The 15851-nt window shown below is 74.2% G+C and carries 15 protein-coding genes; 9 read left to right on the forward strand and 6 right to left on the reverse strand.

What is annotated here, in order from left to right; all coding sequences use genetic code 11:
- Positions 1-61: 61 nt before the first annotated feature.
- Positions 62-1267, forward strand: a complete 1206-nt coding sequence (hemW, locus tag AB1207_RS00580; RefSeq protein WP_367635830.1) for a radical SAM family heme chaperone HemW — start codon at positions 62-64, stop codon at positions 1265-1267.
- A gap of 27 nt (positions 1268-1294) precedes the next feature.
- On the opposite strand, the gene AB1207_RS00585 is transcribed toward hemW, so the two are convergent.
- On the reverse strand, positions 1295-2068 hold the full coding sequence (locus tag AB1207_RS00585) for a hypothetical protein (protein WP_367635831.1): 774 nt from the start codon (positions 2066-2068) through the stop codon (positions 1295-1297).
- 96 nt (positions 2069-2164) lie between these two features.
- Between AB1207_RS00585 and AB1207_RS00590 the strand changes: the two genes are divergently transcribed.
- Entirely contained in the window at positions 2165-3196 is a 1032-nt protein-coding gene (locus AB1207_RS00590) for an LLM class F420-dependent oxidoreductase (RefSeq protein ID WP_367635832.1), read from the forward strand.
- A 3-nt stretch (positions 3197-3199) separates the two neighbouring features.
- Here the strand turns inward: AB1207_RS00590 and AB1207_RS00595 are convergent, their stop codons facing one another.
- Positions 3200-3613, reverse strand: a complete 414-nt coding sequence (locus AB1207_RS00595; protein ID WP_367635833.1) for a DUF4870 domain-containing protein — start codon at positions 3611-3613, stop codon at positions 3200-3202.
- 22 nt (positions 3614-3635) lie between these two features.
- Positions 3636-4496, reverse strand: a complete 861-nt coding sequence (locus AB1207_RS00600) for a DUF3097 domain-containing protein (RefSeq protein ID WP_437178848.1) — start codon at positions 4494-4496, stop codon at positions 3636-3638.
- Between the two features lie 137 nt (positions 4497-4633).
- Here AB1207_RS00600 and hrcA point away from each other — a divergent pair, with 137 nt between their 5' ends.
- Positions 4634-5674, forward strand: a complete 1041-nt coding sequence (gene hrcA / locus AB1207_RS00605; protein ID WP_367635835.1) for a heat-inducible transcriptional repressor HrcA — start codon at positions 4634-4636, stop codon at positions 5672-5674.
- Positions 5675-5737: 63 nt separating this feature from the next.
- Complete coding sequence (gene dnaJ / locus AB1207_RS00610) at positions 5738-6859, forward strand: molecular chaperone DnaJ (RefSeq protein WP_367635836.1); 1122 nt, start codon at positions 5738-5740, stop codon at positions 6857-6859.
- 81 nt (positions 6860-6940) lie between these two features.
- On the opposite strand, the gene AB1207_RS00615 is transcribed toward dnaJ, so the two are convergent.
- A complete protein-coding gene (locus AB1207_RS00615; protein ID WP_367635837.1) occupies positions 6941-8074 on the reverse strand; it encodes a Gmad2 immunoglobulin-like domain-containing protein in 1134 nt (377 codons plus the stop codon).
- 22 nt (positions 8075-8096) lie between these two features.
- Positions 8097-8618: an RNA polymerase sigma factor gene (locus AB1207_RS00620; protein WP_367635838.1), complete on the reverse strand. Its 522-nt coding sequence runs from the start codon at positions 8616-8618 to the stop codon at positions 8097-8099.
- Between the two features lie 187 nt (positions 8619-8805).
- Here AB1207_RS00620 and AB1207_RS00625 point away from each other — a divergent pair, with 187 nt between their 5' ends.
- From AB1207_RS00625 to AB1207_RS00640, 4 genes are all read left to right on the forward strand, one after another.
- On the forward strand, positions 8806-9171 hold the full coding sequence (locus tag AB1207_RS00625; RefSeq protein ID WP_367635839.1) for a histidine triad nucleotide-binding protein: 366 nt from the start codon (positions 8806-8808) through the stop codon (positions 9169-9171).
- A gap of 22 nt (positions 9172-9193) precedes the next feature.
- Positions 9194-10978 (forward strand): N-acetylglutaminylglutamine amidotransferase, encoded by a 1785-nt coding sequence (locus AB1207_RS00630; protein ID WP_367635840.1) that lies wholly within the window; start codon positions 9194-9196, stop codon positions 10976-10978.
- Between the two features lie 87 nt (positions 10979-11065).
- Entirely contained in the window at positions 11066-12805 is a 1740-nt protein-coding gene (ngg, locus tag AB1207_RS00635) for an N-acetylglutaminylglutamine synthetase (RefSeq protein WP_367636137.1), read from the forward strand.
- Between the two features lie 4 nt (positions 12806-12809).
- Complete coding sequence (locus AB1207_RS00640) at positions 12810-13553, forward strand: DNA-formamidopyrimidine glycosylase family protein (protein WP_367635841.1); 744 nt, start codon at positions 12810-12812, stop codon at positions 13551-13553.
- A 20-nt stretch (positions 13554-13573) separates the two neighbouring features.
- Here AB1207_RS00640 and AB1207_RS00645 read toward each other — a convergent pair whose 3' ends face one another.
- Positions 13574-14545 carry a hypothetical protein gene (locus AB1207_RS00645; RefSeq protein WP_367635842.1) on the reverse strand — a complete coding sequence of 324 codons (972 nt, stop codon included), beginning with the start codon at positions 14543-14545 and terminating at the stop codon, positions 13574-13576.
- Between the two features lie 39 nt (positions 14546-14584).
- Between AB1207_RS00645 and AB1207_RS00650 the strand changes: the two genes are divergently transcribed.
- Positions 14585-15787 (forward strand): osmoprotectant NAGGN system M42 family peptidase, encoded by a 1203-nt coding sequence (locus AB1207_RS00650; protein WP_367635843.1) that lies wholly within the window; start codon positions 14585-14587, stop codon positions 15785-15787.
- Positions 15788-15851 lie beyond the last annotated feature (64 nt).

Raw genomic sequence — 15851 nt, forward strand, 5'->3', positions numbered from 1 at the left:
GATGCAACCCCTACCCCCTACGGGTACCCGGGCAGTCCCCGTCAGGGGTGACACTGGAGCCGTGCCGAGCACCCTGCCCGACGGCGAGACCGTCCCGACCGACGGCGCCCTGCCGCCGCAGGCCCTCGCCGGGGCCGCCGACCGCACGTTCGGCGTCTACCTGCACGTCCCGTTCTGCGCCGTCCGCTGCGGCTACTGCGACTTCAACACCTACACGGCCACCGAGCTCGGCGGCGGGGCCTCCCAGGCCGCCTACGCGCAGACCGCGACCGCCGAGGTGCGCCTCGCCGCGCGGGTGCTGGGGGACGCCGTCCGCCCGGCCGAGACGGTCTTCTTCGGCGGCGGCACCCCGACGCTGCTGCCGGCCGACGACCTCGCGACGATGCTCGCCGCCGTCCGCGACGAGTTCGGCCTCGCGCCCGGCGCGGAGGTCACGACGGAGGCGAACCCCGACTCGGTGACCCCCGAGGGGCTCGCGACGCTGCGCGAGGCCGGGTTCACCCGCGTCTCCTTCGGCATGCAGTCCGCGGTGCCGCACGTCCTGGCCGTCCTGGAACGCACCCACGACCCCGCCCGGGTCCCGCTCGCGGTGCGGTGGGCGCGCGAGGCCGGGCTCGACGTCAGCCTCGACCTCATCTACGGCACCCCGGGGGAATCGGTCGACGACCTGCGTCGCAGCCTCGACGCCGCCCTGGCCTGTTCGCCGGACCACGTCTCTGCCTACGCGCTCATCGTCGAACAGGGCACGAAGCTGGCCGCGCAGATGCGCCGCGGTGAGGTGCCCGAACCCTCCGACGACGACGAGGCCGACAAGTACGAGGTCGTCGACGACACGCTCGCCGCGGCCGGGTACGGCTGGTACGAGGTGAGCAACTGGGCCCGCGGGCCGGAGTTCGCGTGCCGGCACAACCTCGCCTACTGGCGCGGCGGCGACTGGTGGGGGATCGGACCGGGTGCGCACAGCCACGTCGGCGGCGTGCGGTGGTGGAACGTCAAGCACCCCAGCGCCTACGCCGGACGGCTGGACGCCGGGACGTCACCCGCGCACGCCCGCGAACGCCTCTCGGACGACGACCGCCGCGTCGAGGACGTGCTCCTGCGCTCCCGGCTCGCGGAGGGTTTCGACCCCGCGTGGTGGGGGGTGCGGCCGCAGACCGCGCAACTGCTGCTCGACGGGCTCCTCGAACCCGCCGCCGGGGGGCGGGTCGCGCTGACCCGCCGTGGGCGTCTGCTCGCCGACGCGGTGGTGCGGCGGTTGCTGGACTGACCGCGGCCCGGCTCCGGGTGGCCCGGGTCACCCGCCCACGGGAGGGACCCCCGCTGGGAGACCGTGGTCCCGCAGTTCCAACAGGACGGGGTCGATCCGCGCCCCCTGCATCCCCACTGACCTGACGCTGAGTGACGTGACGAGGCCGGCGCCCTGGTCGATCTCGACGACCGCCTCGACGGTGCCGGCGGAGGAACCGCTGGACAGGCCGCGGTGCAACCGGTCCAGCGTCAGTCGCACCCGCTCGCGCCGGTGCGGGGGAGCGTCGTCCACGAGCGTCGACAGGTCGAGGTCCACCCGGTACCGGCCGGGGGCGTCGTCCGGTTCCGCGCCCGTCGCCGCCGCGAGCCAGTGGAAGGTGGCGGCGACGCTGCCCAGGAGGGCGTCGACCTCCATCGGCAGGCCGGGGGTGTCGGCGCGTGAGCCGGCCCAGCGCCCCTGGTCGTCCTGGGAGGGGGGCCCGTCGAGGAGGACCATCGTCAGCGTGCCGTCCTCCGGGACGAGGAGGGCGTGCGCCGTCATCTCCTCCGGGGGAGCGTCCTGGCCGGGCAGCGCGATGAGACCGTCGAGCACGAGGACGCCGTCGTCGGCGGGAGGTGGGGGTGCTGCCGTGGTGACCGTGGTCATCGTGGCGGCGCCCGTCGTCAGGTCCGTGTGCCCGTGGGCCGTCGTGTGGACGGGGCCCTGCACGGGGGTGCGCCAGGAGTAGCGCGCGGTCGCGGTCGCAAGGGTGCGGGCGTGCGCGTCCAGGACGACGCGCAACGGGTCGGCGGGCTCGGGGGGCGTCGTGTCGAGGGGCACCCGTCGACGCTAACCGCCGGGTGGCCGGAGTCCTGTGGGGGAGCTGTGCAGGTTGCCCCCGACCGGAGGCTCAGCCCACGCCGGTAGCGTGCGGTCATGGACCTCGGGCTCAGCGTCGGCTACCTCACCGGTCCCGTCGGACCCGCCGCCGCGCGAGCGCTGGAGCTCACGCACGCGGCCGAGGACGCGGGGTTCGCCTCCGTCTGGGTCGCCGAGGCGTACGGCACGGACGCGGTCAGCGTGCTGGGCTGGCTGGCGGGGCAGACGACCCGCATCGGCCTCGGCTCCGCCGTCCTGCAGGTCCCCGCGCGCGCCGCGGCGTCGACGGCGATGACGGCCGCCACGCTGGACGGCTTGTCGGGCGGGCGCTTCCGCCTAGGCCTCGGGGTGTCCGGACCGCAGGTGGCCGAGGGCTGGTACGGCCAGCCGTTCGCGAAACCCCTGGCGCGCACGCGCGACTACGTCGCCCTCGTCCGGCGGTTGCTGGCCCGGGAGGACTCCACGTTCGCGGGGGAGCACCTCACGCTGCCGCTGCCGGGGGGTCCGGGGATCCCGCTCAAGCTCATGCAGCCGCCGCCGCGAGCGGACCTGCCGATCCACCTCGCCGCCGTGGGCCCGCGCAACGTGGAACTCGCCGGGGAGATCGCCGACGGCTGGCTGCCCTCGTTCCTCGTCCCGGAGAACGCGGCGGAGTCCACCGAGCGGCTCGCCGCGGGTTTCGCCCGCCGCGCGACGCCGCCGGAACGGTTCGAGGTGACGGCGTCGGTGCCGTTCGTCCTGACCGACGCGACGGGGGAGGACCGCGCCCGCGCGGAACTCCCGGCGCGCAAGCTCATCGCGCTCTACGTCGGGGGGATGGGGTCGAAGGAGTCGAACTTCTACGCCGACCTCGGCCGTCGCCTGGGGTTCGGCGAGGCCGTCGACGCCGTGCAGGACCTGTACCTCGCGGGTCGCAAGGACGAAGCGGTGCAACGGGTCCCGTCGGGACTCCTCGAGGCGACGAGCCTCGTGGGTTCCGTCGAGGCCGTGCGCCGGCGGCTGGACGACTACGAACGCGCCGGCGTCACGACCGTCGCGCTGGTCCCGCTCGGCGCGGACGCCGAGGGGGACCTGCGCGCGGTGGCGTGAACCTCAGCGCACCAGCCGGAAGACCAGCGGGTAGCGGTACACGCGGCCCTGGTTGGCGGCCACGGCCGCGAGGATCGTGAACACGAGGAAGACGACGGCCGGGATCCACGCCACGGCGAAGAAGAGGGCGCCGATGCCGAAGGTCACGAGGGCGAAGACGCCCAGGACGAGTCCGAGGACGAGTTCGTAGACGATGAGCGAGATCGTCATGTTCAGCGCCTCGGCGCTGTGCCCGCGCACGAACCCGCTGCGGTCCTTCAGGACCAGGAAGATGACGAGCGGGCCGAGGAACGGCAGGCCGATGAAGCTGGCCGCGATCGCGGACAGGTGCCCGAACATCCCCCACATCCGCTCGTCGGACGGCGACAGGGGCGCGGGCGAGTAGGGCGGCTGCTGGGGGTACGGCGGCTGGCTCACGGTTCCGATCCTCCCGGTTCGCTCAGCGGTCCGCCAGGTCTGCGGTGACGAAGTCCACGAGTTCCTCCACCCGGCCCAGCAGCGCGGGCTCGAGGTCGGCGTAGCTGCGGACGGTCCCGAGGATGCGCTTCCACCCGTGCGCGACGTCGGCCTGCGACGCGTGCGGCCAGCCGAGCTCGGCGAGGACGCCGTGCTTCCAGTCCTGCCCCTTCGGGATCGTCGGCCACCGCGTCCAGCCCAGCCGCTGCGGCCGGACCGACTGCCACACGTCGATGAAGGGGTGCCCCAGGACGAGGACGTGCGGGCTGGTGGCGACCTTGGCGACGATGCGCGACTCCTTCGACCCCGGGACGAGGTGGTCGACGAGGACGCCGATGCGGCGGCCGGGGCGGGGGCCGAACGCGCGGATCGCGGCGTCGAGATCGTCCACGCCGTCGAGCATCTCCACGACGACGCCCTCGACGCGCAGGTCGTCGCCCCAGACCTTCTCGACGAGCTCGGCGTCGTGCCGCCCCTCGACGAGGATGCGCGAGGCGCGGGCGGTGCGTGCCGTGGCACCGGTCACGGCGACCGAGCCGCTGGCCGTCCGGGTGGGGCGGGCCGGGCCGGCGCTCACGGGGGCGACGAGGCGGACCGGCTGCCCGTCGACCCAGAACCCCGGGCCGAGCGGGAAGGTGCGGGTGCGGCCCCTGGCGTCCTCCAGGACGACGACGTGGACGCCGCCGCTCTTCTCCACCCGCACGACGGCGCCGACCCAGCCCGTGTCGACGTCCTCGACGACGAGCCCGCGGACGGCCGGCTCGTCGCGGTGGACGGGCTTGGGGCGGGTGCGGGCGTGCGGGTCGGCGGACAGCACGTCGGCGCCGTACCGGTCGGGGGGCAGCTGGCTCACCCGCGGCACGCTAACGAGCGACCCGCACCGGACGGTGGAGGCGCGGCCGGGGCACACGTCCTAGACTTGGCACTCGCGCGCGAAGAGTGCCAACAGGGTGGATGCCGACACCGGACCGGGAGGGGTGGATGAGCGACGACCGCAGGCTCGCGGTGCTGCGGGCCATCGTGGAGGACTACGTCTCCACCCACGAGCCCGTCGGGTCGAAGGCCCTGGTGGAGCGGCACCAGCTCGGCGTGTCCCCGGCGACCATCCGCAACGACATGGCCGTGCTCGAGGACGAGGGCTACATCACCCAGCCGCACACCAGCGCGGGCCGCATCCCGACGGACAAGGGGTACCGCCTCTTCGTCGACCGCCTCGCCAACGTCAAGCCCATGACGCCGGCGGAGAAGCGCGCCATCGAGACCTTCCTGCACGGCGCGGACGACCTCGACGACGTCGTGGACCGGACCGTGCGCCTGCTGGCACAGCTGACGCGGCAGGCCGCCGTCGTGCAGTACCCGTCGCTCTCGCGCGCCAGCGTGCGGCACGTCGAGCTCGTGGGGGTGGGCGGGCGCAGCGCCCTGCTCGTCCTCATCACCGACTCCGGCCGCGTCGAGCAGCGCGTCCTGGACGTCCGCTCGGCCGTCGACGTCGAGACGCTCGGGGTGTCGCTGGCGGCGCTGCGCACGCGGGTCAACGCCTCCGTCGCCGGCAAGCGGTTGCGTGAGGCGCGCGAGGCGCTCACCGACCTCGTCCAGCAGACGCCGCAGGCCGACATCGCCATCGCGGCGGAGGTCGCGGCCTCCCTGGGGGACTGCCTCACCGCCTCCCTGGAGGAGCGCGTCGTCATCGCCGGGACGTCGAACCTCGTCAAGTCCGGGGCCGACCTGTCGATGCCGCTGGGCAGCGTCCTGGAGGCCCTGGAGGAGCACGTCGTGCTGCTGCGCCTGGTGCAGGAGCTGGCCGAGGAGCACCCGTCCGAACGCGGCGGCCTGAGCGTCCGGATCGGCGCCGAGAACCTGCACCTCGGTCTCGACGGGACGTCCGTCGTGACCACCGGCTACGGCGGCGAGGCGGTCCTGGCCCGCCTCGGCGTCCTCGGCCCCACCCGCATGGACTACCCGACGACGATGGCCGCGGTCCGAGCGGTGTCACGCTACGTCTCGCGGATCCTCGCGTCGTGACCCGGTAGTGAGACGACTCGTGACCAGCACCCGGAAGAGAACCGACAGGAGAACCCCGACCTCGTGAGCGACTACTACGACGTCCTGGGCGTCTCCCGCGACGCCTCCACGGAGGACATCAAGCGCGCGTACCGCAAGCTCGCGCGCAAGCTGCACCCCGACGTCAACCCCGACGCGGGGGAGCAGTTCAAGGAGGTCTCGCAGGCCTACGAGACGCTGTCGAACCCCGACAAGCGCTCGGCCTACGACCGGGGCGGTGCCATGCCCGGCGGTGCGGGCGGCGGCTTCGGGGCCGGGTTCGGCTTCTCGGACATCATGGACGCGTTCTTCGGCCAGGGCGGCGGGGGCGGCCGGGGCCCCGGTCCGGCCAGCCGGACCCAGCGCGGTCAGGACGCCCTGATCCGCGTCGACGTCGACCTGGCCGAGGCCGCCTTCGGCGGCGAACGCTCGATCCAGGTCGACACCGCGATCCTCTGCCCGACCTGCAAGGGCTCCTGCTGCCAGCCGGGCACCAGCCCGGCCACGTGCGACATCTGCCACGGGCAGGGGTCGGTCCAGCGCGTCGTCCGCTCGCTGCTCGGGCAGGTCATGACCCAGCAGCCGTGCCCGACGTGCCGCGGCTTCGGCACCGTGCTGCCCTCGCCGTGCCTGGAGTGCTCGGGGGAGGGCCGCATCCGCGCCCGCCGCCCTCTGACGATCCGCATCCCCGCGGGCGTGGACACCGGGACCCGCATCCAGCTCGCCTCCCAGGGCGAGGTGGGGACGGCCGGCGGCCCGCCCGGGGACCTCTACGTCGAGATCCACGAGCGTCCGCACCCGGTGTACTCCCGGTCCGGGGACGACCTGCTCTGCACCCTCGAGGTGCCGATGACGGCCGCCGCGCTCGGCGCGAGCATCCCGCTGGAGACGCTCGACGGCACCGAGGAGATCGACGTGCGCCCCGGCGCGCAGGCCGGCGACGTCGTGACCCTGAAGCAGAAGGGTGCCGAGCACCTGCGCGCGCAGGGCCGCGGTGACCTGCTCGTGAAGCTCGAGGTCCTGACGCCCCGCGACCTCGACGAGGAGCAGGAGGAGCTCCTGCGCCGCCTCGCCGAGCTGCGCGGGGAGGTCCGGCCGGCCGGGAAGCTGTCCGAGAGCCACCAGGGCGTCTTCTCGAAGCTGCGCGACCGGTTCTCCGGCCGCTGAGCGCCCGCCCCGCCTGACGGCACGGGGTCACCCCGTGCCTCCCGACGTCCGCCCGCCCCACGGCGAGTGGGGGAGCGCCCTTCAGGAGACGGTGACCGTCTTGGTGTCCCCGGCGGTCGGGCCCGCCTCGCCACCGGACTCGTCCGGCGCGAAGACCGTGACGGTGTAGGTGCCCGCCGGCACCTGCGCGGTGAAGGAGAACGGGGCGAAGGTCCCGTTCGCCCCCGCCTGCACGGCGTCGCGGGCGACCTCGGTGCCGGCGCTGTTGGTGATCGTGTACATCAGGGTGCCCTCGAAGGCCGACCCGACGCCCTTGACCGCGACGGAGCCCGACGCACCGGTCACCGACGTGATCCAGGCCGGCGCCTGGACGTCGGCCTGCGGGGCGCGGGACAGCGTCTCGGCGACGGCGGTGCCGAACAGCGACGGGCGGGCCTTGCCGTCGACGCGGACCTCGACCGGGTCGTCCGAGCCCGCGGCGGCCGTCACGGTGTAGACGAGCTGCTGCACGGCGAGCTGCGCGCCCCCCGCCCCGGCGCTGCCGCTCGCGGCCGACGCGGACAGGTCGACGACGAGGCGTCCGCCGCTGGAGGTCACGGTCGCGCTCGGGTCCGCCGACCACGGGCTGGAGTAGTCCGGGTCGGACGGCTTCCCGGCGAGCATGGCGCGCAGCGCGTTCGTGGGGTCGTCCTTCGCGGTCCCGGCCTCGACGTACTCGCGGAACAGCTTCGACGGCTGGCCGCCCACCCAGTACACGGGAACCGTCCCGGCGCCCGAGGGCAGCGTGCCCGTGGCGGCCGTGCCCGTCGCGGTGCCCGTGCCCGTCCCGCTCGCCGTCGCCGGCGCGCTGGAGCCCGCCGCCGTGGAGGGGGCCGCGCTCGTCGGCGAGGACGCGGTCGACGGCGCCGCCGAGGAGCCGGACGGCGTCGCCGAGGTGCTCGCAGCGACCGTGCTGACGTTCCCGCTGCTGCGCTGCGTGACGGCGTAGGCGCCACCGCCCACGACGACGACGGCGGCGACCCCGGCGACCGCGGCCCAGGCGCGGGAACGGCGGCGGGCGGCTCGGCTGGTCATGCGGATCTCCTCGAGTCGATCGGTCGGTCGTGCGTCGGCCGCGCGGGCGGCCAGGACGTCGCGCAGCTGCCGCGCGGTGGGGCTGAGGTCGTCGTCGCCGTCGGGGTCCGGCAGCGGACCCGACGGGGTCACGTCGTCCACCGCGGCTCCTTCCGATCAGTGGTCATCGCTGGTCCTCCCGGCTCATGGCCTCGCGCAACGCGGCCAGCCCGCGGTGCGCGTGCGTCTTGACGGCCCCCCGGCTGATGCCGAGGACGTCGGCGATGTCCTGCTCGGACATCTCGCCCTGGTAGCGCAGCACCAGGACCTCCCGCTGCCGCGTCGGCAGCCCGTCCAGGGCGCTCAGCACCGAGCGGTGCTCCGAGGCCCGCACCGCGTGCTCCTCCGGACCGTCCGGCGCGGGGTCCGGCAGGGGCCGGCGCCGGTCGGCCACGACCCGGTGCTTCAGCACGTCCCGGGCCCCGTTGACGACGCTCGTGCGCAGGTACGCGACGGCGGACCCCTTGTCCGCCAGCCGGTCCCAGCGCCGGTGCAGGGTGACGAAGGCGTCGGCGACGACCTCCTCGGCGCTCGCCGACTCGCCCATGAGCGAGGTCGCGAGCGCGACGAACCGCCGCCAGTGCGCCGCGTACAGCGCCCCGACGGCCTCGTCGGCCGACCACGAGCGCGGGTCGTCAGCGACCACCACGCGCTCCTTCATCACCATCACACCGTGTAGACGAGTCACGCAGGGTCACGGTTGACATCCAACCCGAAGTTCTTCGCCGCACCTCGCAGGCTCGGGGTCCGGATCGTTGGCACCCAACTCCCGATCATCGAAAGCCAGGGGCCGACGATCGGGACCCCGCGGCCGCGCGAGTAGCGTGCGAGGCATGGCCGAGGTCTCCCGCGTGCAGCGCGCCCCCGACGACCTGTTCCTCAAGATCGTGGCGGGGGAGGTCCCCGCGACGATCGTCCACTCCGACGACCTCGTCGTCGCCTTCGAGGACGTCAACCCCCAGGCGCCCGTCCACGTCCTGGTCGTGCCGCGCGAGCGGTACGAGAACGTCGCCGAGCTCGCGGCGGCCTCGCCGCAGGCCCTCGCGCGGCTCGTCGAGGTCGCCCAGCGCATCGCCGACGAGCGGTGCGGCGGGGAGTACCGCCTCGTCTTCAACACGGGCACCGCGGTGGGCCAGTCGGTCTTCCACGTGCACGGCCACGTGCTCGGCGGCCGGGACTTCACCTGGCCCCCCGGCTGATCACACGGTTGGATGGTGCGCCATGTGCGGCTTGTGCGGTGAGGTCAGGTTCGACGGCAAGGCGGCCGACGTCGCGGCGGTGCAGCGGATGTCGCAGACGCTGGCGCCCCGCGGGCCGGACGGCGAGGGCGTCTGGGCCCAGGGCCGCGTCGCCTTCGGGCACCGCCGCCTGTCGATCATCGACCTCTCGGCGTGCGGCGCCCAGCCCATGCAGGACCCCGAGCTCGGCCTGACGGCCGTCTTCAACGGCTGCATCTACAACTACCCGCAGCTGCGCGAGGAGCTGACGGGCCACGGCTACCGGTTCACCTCGACGTCGGACACCGAGGTCATCGTCAAGGGCTACCACCGCTGGGGCACCGACGTCGTCGACCACCTCATCGGGATGTTCGCCGTCGTCGTGCACGAGCGGGACACCGGCCGGGTCGTCCTCATGCGCGACCGCCTCGGCATCAAACCGCTGTACCTGGCCGAGACGCCGGGCCGGCTGCGGTTCGCTTCGAGCCTGCCCGCGCTGCTGGCGGCCGGCGACGTCGACACGACCGTCGACCCCGTCGCGCTGCACCACTACCTGACCTGGCACGCCGTCGTGCCCGCCCCGCACACCGTCCTGCAGGGCGTGCGCAAGCTCCCGCCCGCGACCGTCCGCGTCGTCGAGCCCGACGGCACGTCCCGCGAGCACCGCTACTGGGCACCGGACCACGTGCGCCGCGAGGAGTTCGCCGGGTTCTCCGAGCGGGACTGGGAGGACGCCGTCCTCGCCGCGCTGCGGACGGCCGTGGAACGGCGCACCGTCGCCGACGTCCCCGTCGGCGTGCTGCTGTCGGGGGGCCTGGACTCCAGCCTCATCACCGCCCTGCTCGCCGAGCAGGGGCAGAAGGACCTCGCGACGTACTCCATCGGGTTCGAGTCCGTCGGCGGCCGTGAGGGTGACGAGTTCGCCTACTCCGATGTCATCGCCCAGCGGTTCGGCACCAACCACCACCGCATCCGGGTCAGCGGCGACGAACTCGTCGGCGCGCTCTCGCACGCCGTCGGGGCGATGGCCGAACCCATGGTCAGCCACGACGTCGTGGCGTTCGACCTGCTCTCCCAGCAGGTCTCGCAGACCATCAAGGTCGTGCAGTCGGGCCAGGGTGCCGACGAGGTGTTCGGCGGGTACCACTGGTACCCGCCCCTGTCGGGGCTCACCCCGGAACAGGGCGTCGACGCCTACGCCCGCGCGTTCTTCGACCGCGACCACGCGCAGATGGCGCAGGTGCTGAACCCGCAGTGGATGACGGGGACGGACGTCTCGCGCGAGTTCGTCGCCCGCCACTTCGCCCGCCCGGGGGCCGACACGGCCGTCGACGCGGCGCTGCGCCTGGACACCGAGGTGATGCTCGTCGACGACCCGGTCAAGCGCGTCGACAACACGACGATGGCCTGGGGGCTGGAGGCGCGCGTCCCGTTCCTGGACCACGAGCTCGTCGAACTCGCCGCGGCGGTCCCGCCGGAGCTGCAGCTCGCGAACGGCGGCAAGGGGATCCTCAAGCAGGTCGGGTACCGGGTCATCCCGCGCGAGGTCATCGACCGGCCCAAGGGCTACTTCCCCGTGCCGGCCATCACCCACCTCGAGGGCAAGGTCCTGGGGCTCGTGAAGGACGCGCTGTCCAGCCAGGCCGCCCGCGACCGGGCCCTGTTCCGCCCCGAGTACGTCGAGGGCCTGCTGCGCGACCCCAACGGCGAACTCACCCCGCTGCGCGGCAACAAGCTGTGGCAACTCGGCCTGCTCGAGATGTGGTTGCAGCAGCACGGGATCGGCTGACGCGGGACGGGGGAGACGCACGTGTCGAACACCAAGCGCCGCACCACCGTCGCCGGCCTGCGCCAGCGCGGCCTCGACGTCCCGACCATCTCCAGCCGCACCTGGCAGCGACCCCCGCAGTGGTTCACCGAGGACATGACGCGCGACGTCGTCCTCGACATGGGCTGGGGCCGGCTCGTGTTCGGGCAGACCTTCTCCGACCAGCGCGACGTCGTGGACGCCCTGCGCGCCGAGGAGACCGGCGAGCGGGACATCGCCATGTACGTGCGCGAGCCGCAGGTGCTCGTCGGCCTGGCCCCGCACGAGTTGTTCATGGACCCCTCGATCACGTTCCGGCTGCCCCTGGCCCGGTACCGGGCACCCAAGGACCGCAATCCCGACGTGTTCGTCCGGATGGTCCGCGAGCGCGCCGAGCTCGACGAGGTGAACCGCATCTACGCGGCCTGCGGGATGGTCGTCTCCGACGTGGACGTCATGTGGGCGAACCACCGGACGCGGACGTTCACCTACCTCGTGGCCGAGGACACCCGGACGGGCGCGGTCGTGGGAACCGTCACCGGCGTCGACCACGTCCTCGCCTTCGGCGACCCCGACCAGGGGGCGAGCCTGTGGTGCCTGGCGAGCGACCCGCAGGTCGCCCCGCGGGGCACGGGGGAGGCCCTCGTGCGGGTCCTGGCCGAGCGCTACGTCGCCCGCGGCCGGGCGATCCTCGACCTGTCGGTCATGCACGACAACGCCGGCGCCATCACCCTGTACCGCCGGTTGGGTTTCCGGCCCGCCGCGCCCGTGGTCGTCAAGCGCAAGAACCCCATCAACCGGCCGTTGTTCTCCCCCCAGCCCGAGGGGCTCGGCGACCTCAACCCCTACGCCCGCATCATCGCCGACGAGGCGCTGCGCCGCGGGGTGCGGGTCGAGGTCACCGACGCGCCGAGCGGGGAGATGCGGTTGACGTACGCGGGCAGGTCGCTGCTGACGCGCGAATCCCTCTCCGAACTCACGAGCGCCGTCGCGATGTCCCGCTGCGACGACAAGCGCGTCACCCGCCGCCTGCTCGCGGGCCGCGGTGTCCGCGTCCCGCGGGCTGTCGAGCTGGCCCAGGACCCGTTGCGGGACAGCGCGGGCCTGGCCGCGTGCGAACGGCTGGTCGACGAGACCGGGCCCGTCGTCGTGAAACCCGCGCGCGGGGAGCAGGGCAAGGGCATCACCGTCGGCGTGCGCGGTGGGGACGAACTCCGCGAGGCCGTCGCGGAGGCGGCGGCGCACTGCCCGGACGTCCTCGTCGAGGAACTCGTCGCCGGGCAGGACCTGCGGATCGTCGTCATCGACCACGAGGTCGTCGCCGCGGCCGTGCGCCGGCCCGCCGCCGTCATCGGCACGGGCACCGACGACATCCGCACCCTCGTCGGCGCGCAGAGCCGCCGGCGCCAGGCCGCGACGGGCGGGGAGTCCAGCATCCCGCTCGACGCCACCACGGAGGCCGTGGTCCGGGACGCCGGCTACGCGCTGGACGACGTCCTGCCGCGCGGGCAACGCCTGGAGGTGCGCCGCACGGCGAACCTGCACACCGGCGGCACGATCGACGACGTCACCGACGACCTGCACCCGGACCTCCTCGACGCGGCCGTCGCCGCGAGCCGGGCCATCGGGATCCCCGTCACGGGCCTGGACTTCCTCGTCCCGGACGTCTCCGGACCCGACCACGTCGTCATCGAGGCCAACGAGCGCCCTGGGCTGGCGAACCACTCGCCGCGCCCGACCGCCCAGCGGTTCCTCGACCTGCTGTTCCCCGAGACCCGCCGCCAGCCCGGCACCCCGGACCAGGGGTAGCGCGGTGCCCGAGGCACACGCCCTGCACCGGCACGCCCGCGACCAGCGCGAGGCGCTCGCCGGACAGGTGCTGTCGGTCACGAGCCCGCAGGGGAGGTTCGACGCCGCCCCCTTCGACGGCCACCTCCTGCAGGACGTCCAGGCGTGGGGCAAGCACCTGCTCTACGCCTTCGACGACGCCCCCGACGTGCACGTGCACCTGGGGCTCAAGGGGTTCTTCCTGCGCACCGACGACCTCACACTGCCCGCCCGCGGCGGGACGCGGATGCGGCTGGCGGGGGAGCGGGACGCGTTCTCCCTCATCGCGCCGAGCCGCTGCGAGGGGCTGGACGCCGCCGCCCGCGACGAGCTCATCGCGGGCCTCGGACCGGATCCCCTGAGAGTGGGGGAGGCGGGGCGGGAGGAGGCCGCCGAACGTCTCGCGGCCTCGCGCGCCGCCGTGGGCGCCGCCCTGCTCGACCAGTCGCTGTGGGCCGGGATCGGCAACGCCTGGCGCGCGGAACTGCTCTTCCTCGCCGGCATCGACCCCACGCGTCGCGTCACGGTCGAGGAGGCCGCGCTGCTGTGGGACCTCGCCGTCGTGCACCTGCGCCTCGGGCTCGAGGCCGGGCAGGTCGTCTCCGACGCCTCGGCCCCGGACGAGCGGTGGGTCTACAAGCGCCCGACGTGCCGACGCTGCGGGTCGCCCGTGAAGAGCTGGACGCTCGCCGGCCGGGTCGCCTGGGTGTGTCCCGTCGACCAGCGGTAGAGCAGCGTCACCCCGCAGCCTCAGTCCGGCAGCCGGTCCCGCAGGTCCGCGAGCTCGCGCTCGGCGTGCCCGACGCGCTCGCGGGCCGTGTGGGCCGTCCGCTCGGCCGTCCGCACCGAGTCCCGGGCGCTCTGGAGCTGCTCGGTGACGGCGTCGAGCCGGGCCTGGAGGTCCTCCCGGCGGCGGTCGAGGTCCTCCTGCCGCCGCTGCGCCGACGCGAGGTCCGCGTCGGCCGCCGACGCCTCGTCGCGGGCGTCGTCGAGCGCGTCGCCGGCCTCCTCCACGGCCGCCCGCAGCTCGGCCAGCTCGCGCTCGCGCCGTTCGACCTCGGCCCGTTCCCGCTCGGCCTCGCGCGCCGCCTTCTCCTCCCGACGGGCGCGCAGCTCGTCGCGCGGGGCGGCCTTCCCCGCCGTCGCCTTCTTCGTCGCCGTCTTCGTCGCCCCCTTCGCGGGGCTCCGGGGGGCCGTGGCCGGGACCGACCGCGGGGCCGCGTCGCCGGCCGTCGCGCCCTCCACGTCGACGTCGTCGAACCCCGTCGACTCCAGCGTCCGGACCAGCGTCGCCGTCCTGACGGCGTCCGCCGCCGCGGGATCGCTCATGGCGGCGCGCAGGGTCGCGACGACCTTCTCGCCCACGTCGAGGGACAGCCGGACCCCCGCCTCCTGCGTGAGCCGTCCCGCCTGCACCCGCATCGCGTCCAGGACCTTGTGCTGCTGCACGCTCAGCTCGCGCAGCTCCGGACCGGCGAGCGAGGCCGTCGCCTCCCGCATCGAGGCACCGAGCTGGAGGAGCTGCTCGACGTCCTCGCCGCGCTCGCGGACGAGCAGGTTCACCGCCCACGCCGGCACCGGCGGCTTCTTCAGGCCGGCGATGCGGGCGGCGAGGTCCCGGTCGCCCTCCGCCTTCGCCTGCCGTGCGTAGGCGTCCCGGGTCGCGGTGAACTCCGCCGGTGGCGAGCCGTAGAGGTCGTCGAGCACGTCCGCGAGGTCCACCGGGGCATCTTCTCCCGACTCCTGAGAGCATCGCCCGTGATGAGCAGCCAGACCCGCACCAGCGCCCCCAGTCCGTCGGTCGTCGACGCCCCGATCGACGTCGAGTACCTCACGAGCACCCTCATGGAGATGCTCCGGATCCCCAGCCCCTCGGGCCGCACCGACGCGGTCATGCAGGCCGTCGGGGACCACATCGCCGCCTTGGGGCTGCCGTTCGACCTGACGCGCCGGGGGATCCTGCGCGCGACCCTGCACGGGCGGACCGAGAAGGTCCGGCGGGCCGTCATTGTGCACGCCGACACCATCGGGCTCATGGTCAAGCAGGTGAAGGCGTCCGGTCGGCTCGAGGTCGTGCCCGTCGGCAGCCACAGCGCCCGCTTCTCCGAGGGCGCGCACGTCACGGTCTTCACCGACGACCACGACCGCGTGTACACGGGCACGGTGCTGCCGCTGAAGAGCAGCGGTCACACCTTCGGCGACGAGATCGACACCCAGGGCGTCGGCTGGCCGTACGTCGAGGTCCGCATCGACGAACCGGTGTCCTCCGCCGACGACGTGCGGGCGCTCGGCATCGAGGTCGGCGACTTCGTGGCCCTGGACGCGGCCCCGCAGCTGACCCGCGGCGGCTACGTGAAGTCGCGCCACCTCGACGACAAGGCGGGGCTCGCGGCCTGCCTCGCGGCGCTCAAGGCCCTCAAGGACGCCGACCTGCCCCTGGCCGTGAGCGCGCAGTTCCTCGTGACGATCGGGGAGGAGGTCGGGTTCGGCGCGACCCACGGCCTGGCCCCGGACGTGGCCGAGCTCGTCGCGGTGGACAACGCCGTCGTCGCCGAGGGCCAGAACTCCCGCGAGGAGCTGGCCAGCGTCGCGATGCTCGACATGACCGGCCCCTTCGACTACCACCTGTCCCGTCGCCTGCACGGCCTGGCCCGCGACCACGACATCCCCGCCGTCCGCGACGTCTACCGGCACTACCGCTCCGACGCCGCCCCCGCGCTGGAGGCCGGCATCGAGGCCCGGCACGCGCTCCTGGGGTTCGGGCTGGACTCCAGCCACGGCCACGAACGCGCCCACGTCGACGGTCTCGTCGCCCTCGCGCGGCTGCTCGTCGTCTACCTGCAGAGCGGGCTGACGTTCGACGACTGGGACCAGTCCGAGTCCGGCCCCCTGGCCGACTTCCCCAGCCTCAGCGTGCAGCCCGCCGACCCCGAACCCGTGGACCGGACGGTCGTCAGCGATTGACCCCCCGACCTCGCGCGAGCGATGAGTTCCGCCGCCCGCGCCGGTCACCTCCTCGTCAGCACCC

It is taken from the genome of Kineococcus endophyticus, from assembly GCF_040796495.1.
Lineage (GTDB): Bacteria > Actinomycetota > Actinomycetes > Actinomycetales > Kineococcaceae > Kineococcus > Kineococcus endophyticus.

Coding starts and splice junctions, on each gene's coding strand:
- hrcA (WP_367635835.1), top strand. CDS start 4,634: ATGAGCGACGACCGCAGGCTCGCGGTGCTGCGGGCCATCGTGGAGGAC.
- AB1207_RS00590 (WP_367635832.1), top strand. CDS start 2,165: ATGGACCTCGGGCTCAGCGTCGGCTACCTCACCGGTCCCGTCGGACCC.
- AB1207_RS00630 (WP_367635840.1), top strand. CDS start 9,194: ATGTGCGGCTTGTGCGGTGAGGTCAGGTTCGACGGCAAGGCGGCCGAC.
- AB1207_RS00650 (WP_367635843.1), top strand. CDS start 14,585: ATGAGCAGCCAGACCCGCACCAGCGCCCCCAGTCCGTCGGTCGTCGAC.
- AB1207_RS00625 (WP_367635839.1), top strand. CDS start 8,806: ATGGCCGAGGTCTCCCGCGTGCAGCGCGCCCCCGACGACCTGTTCCTC.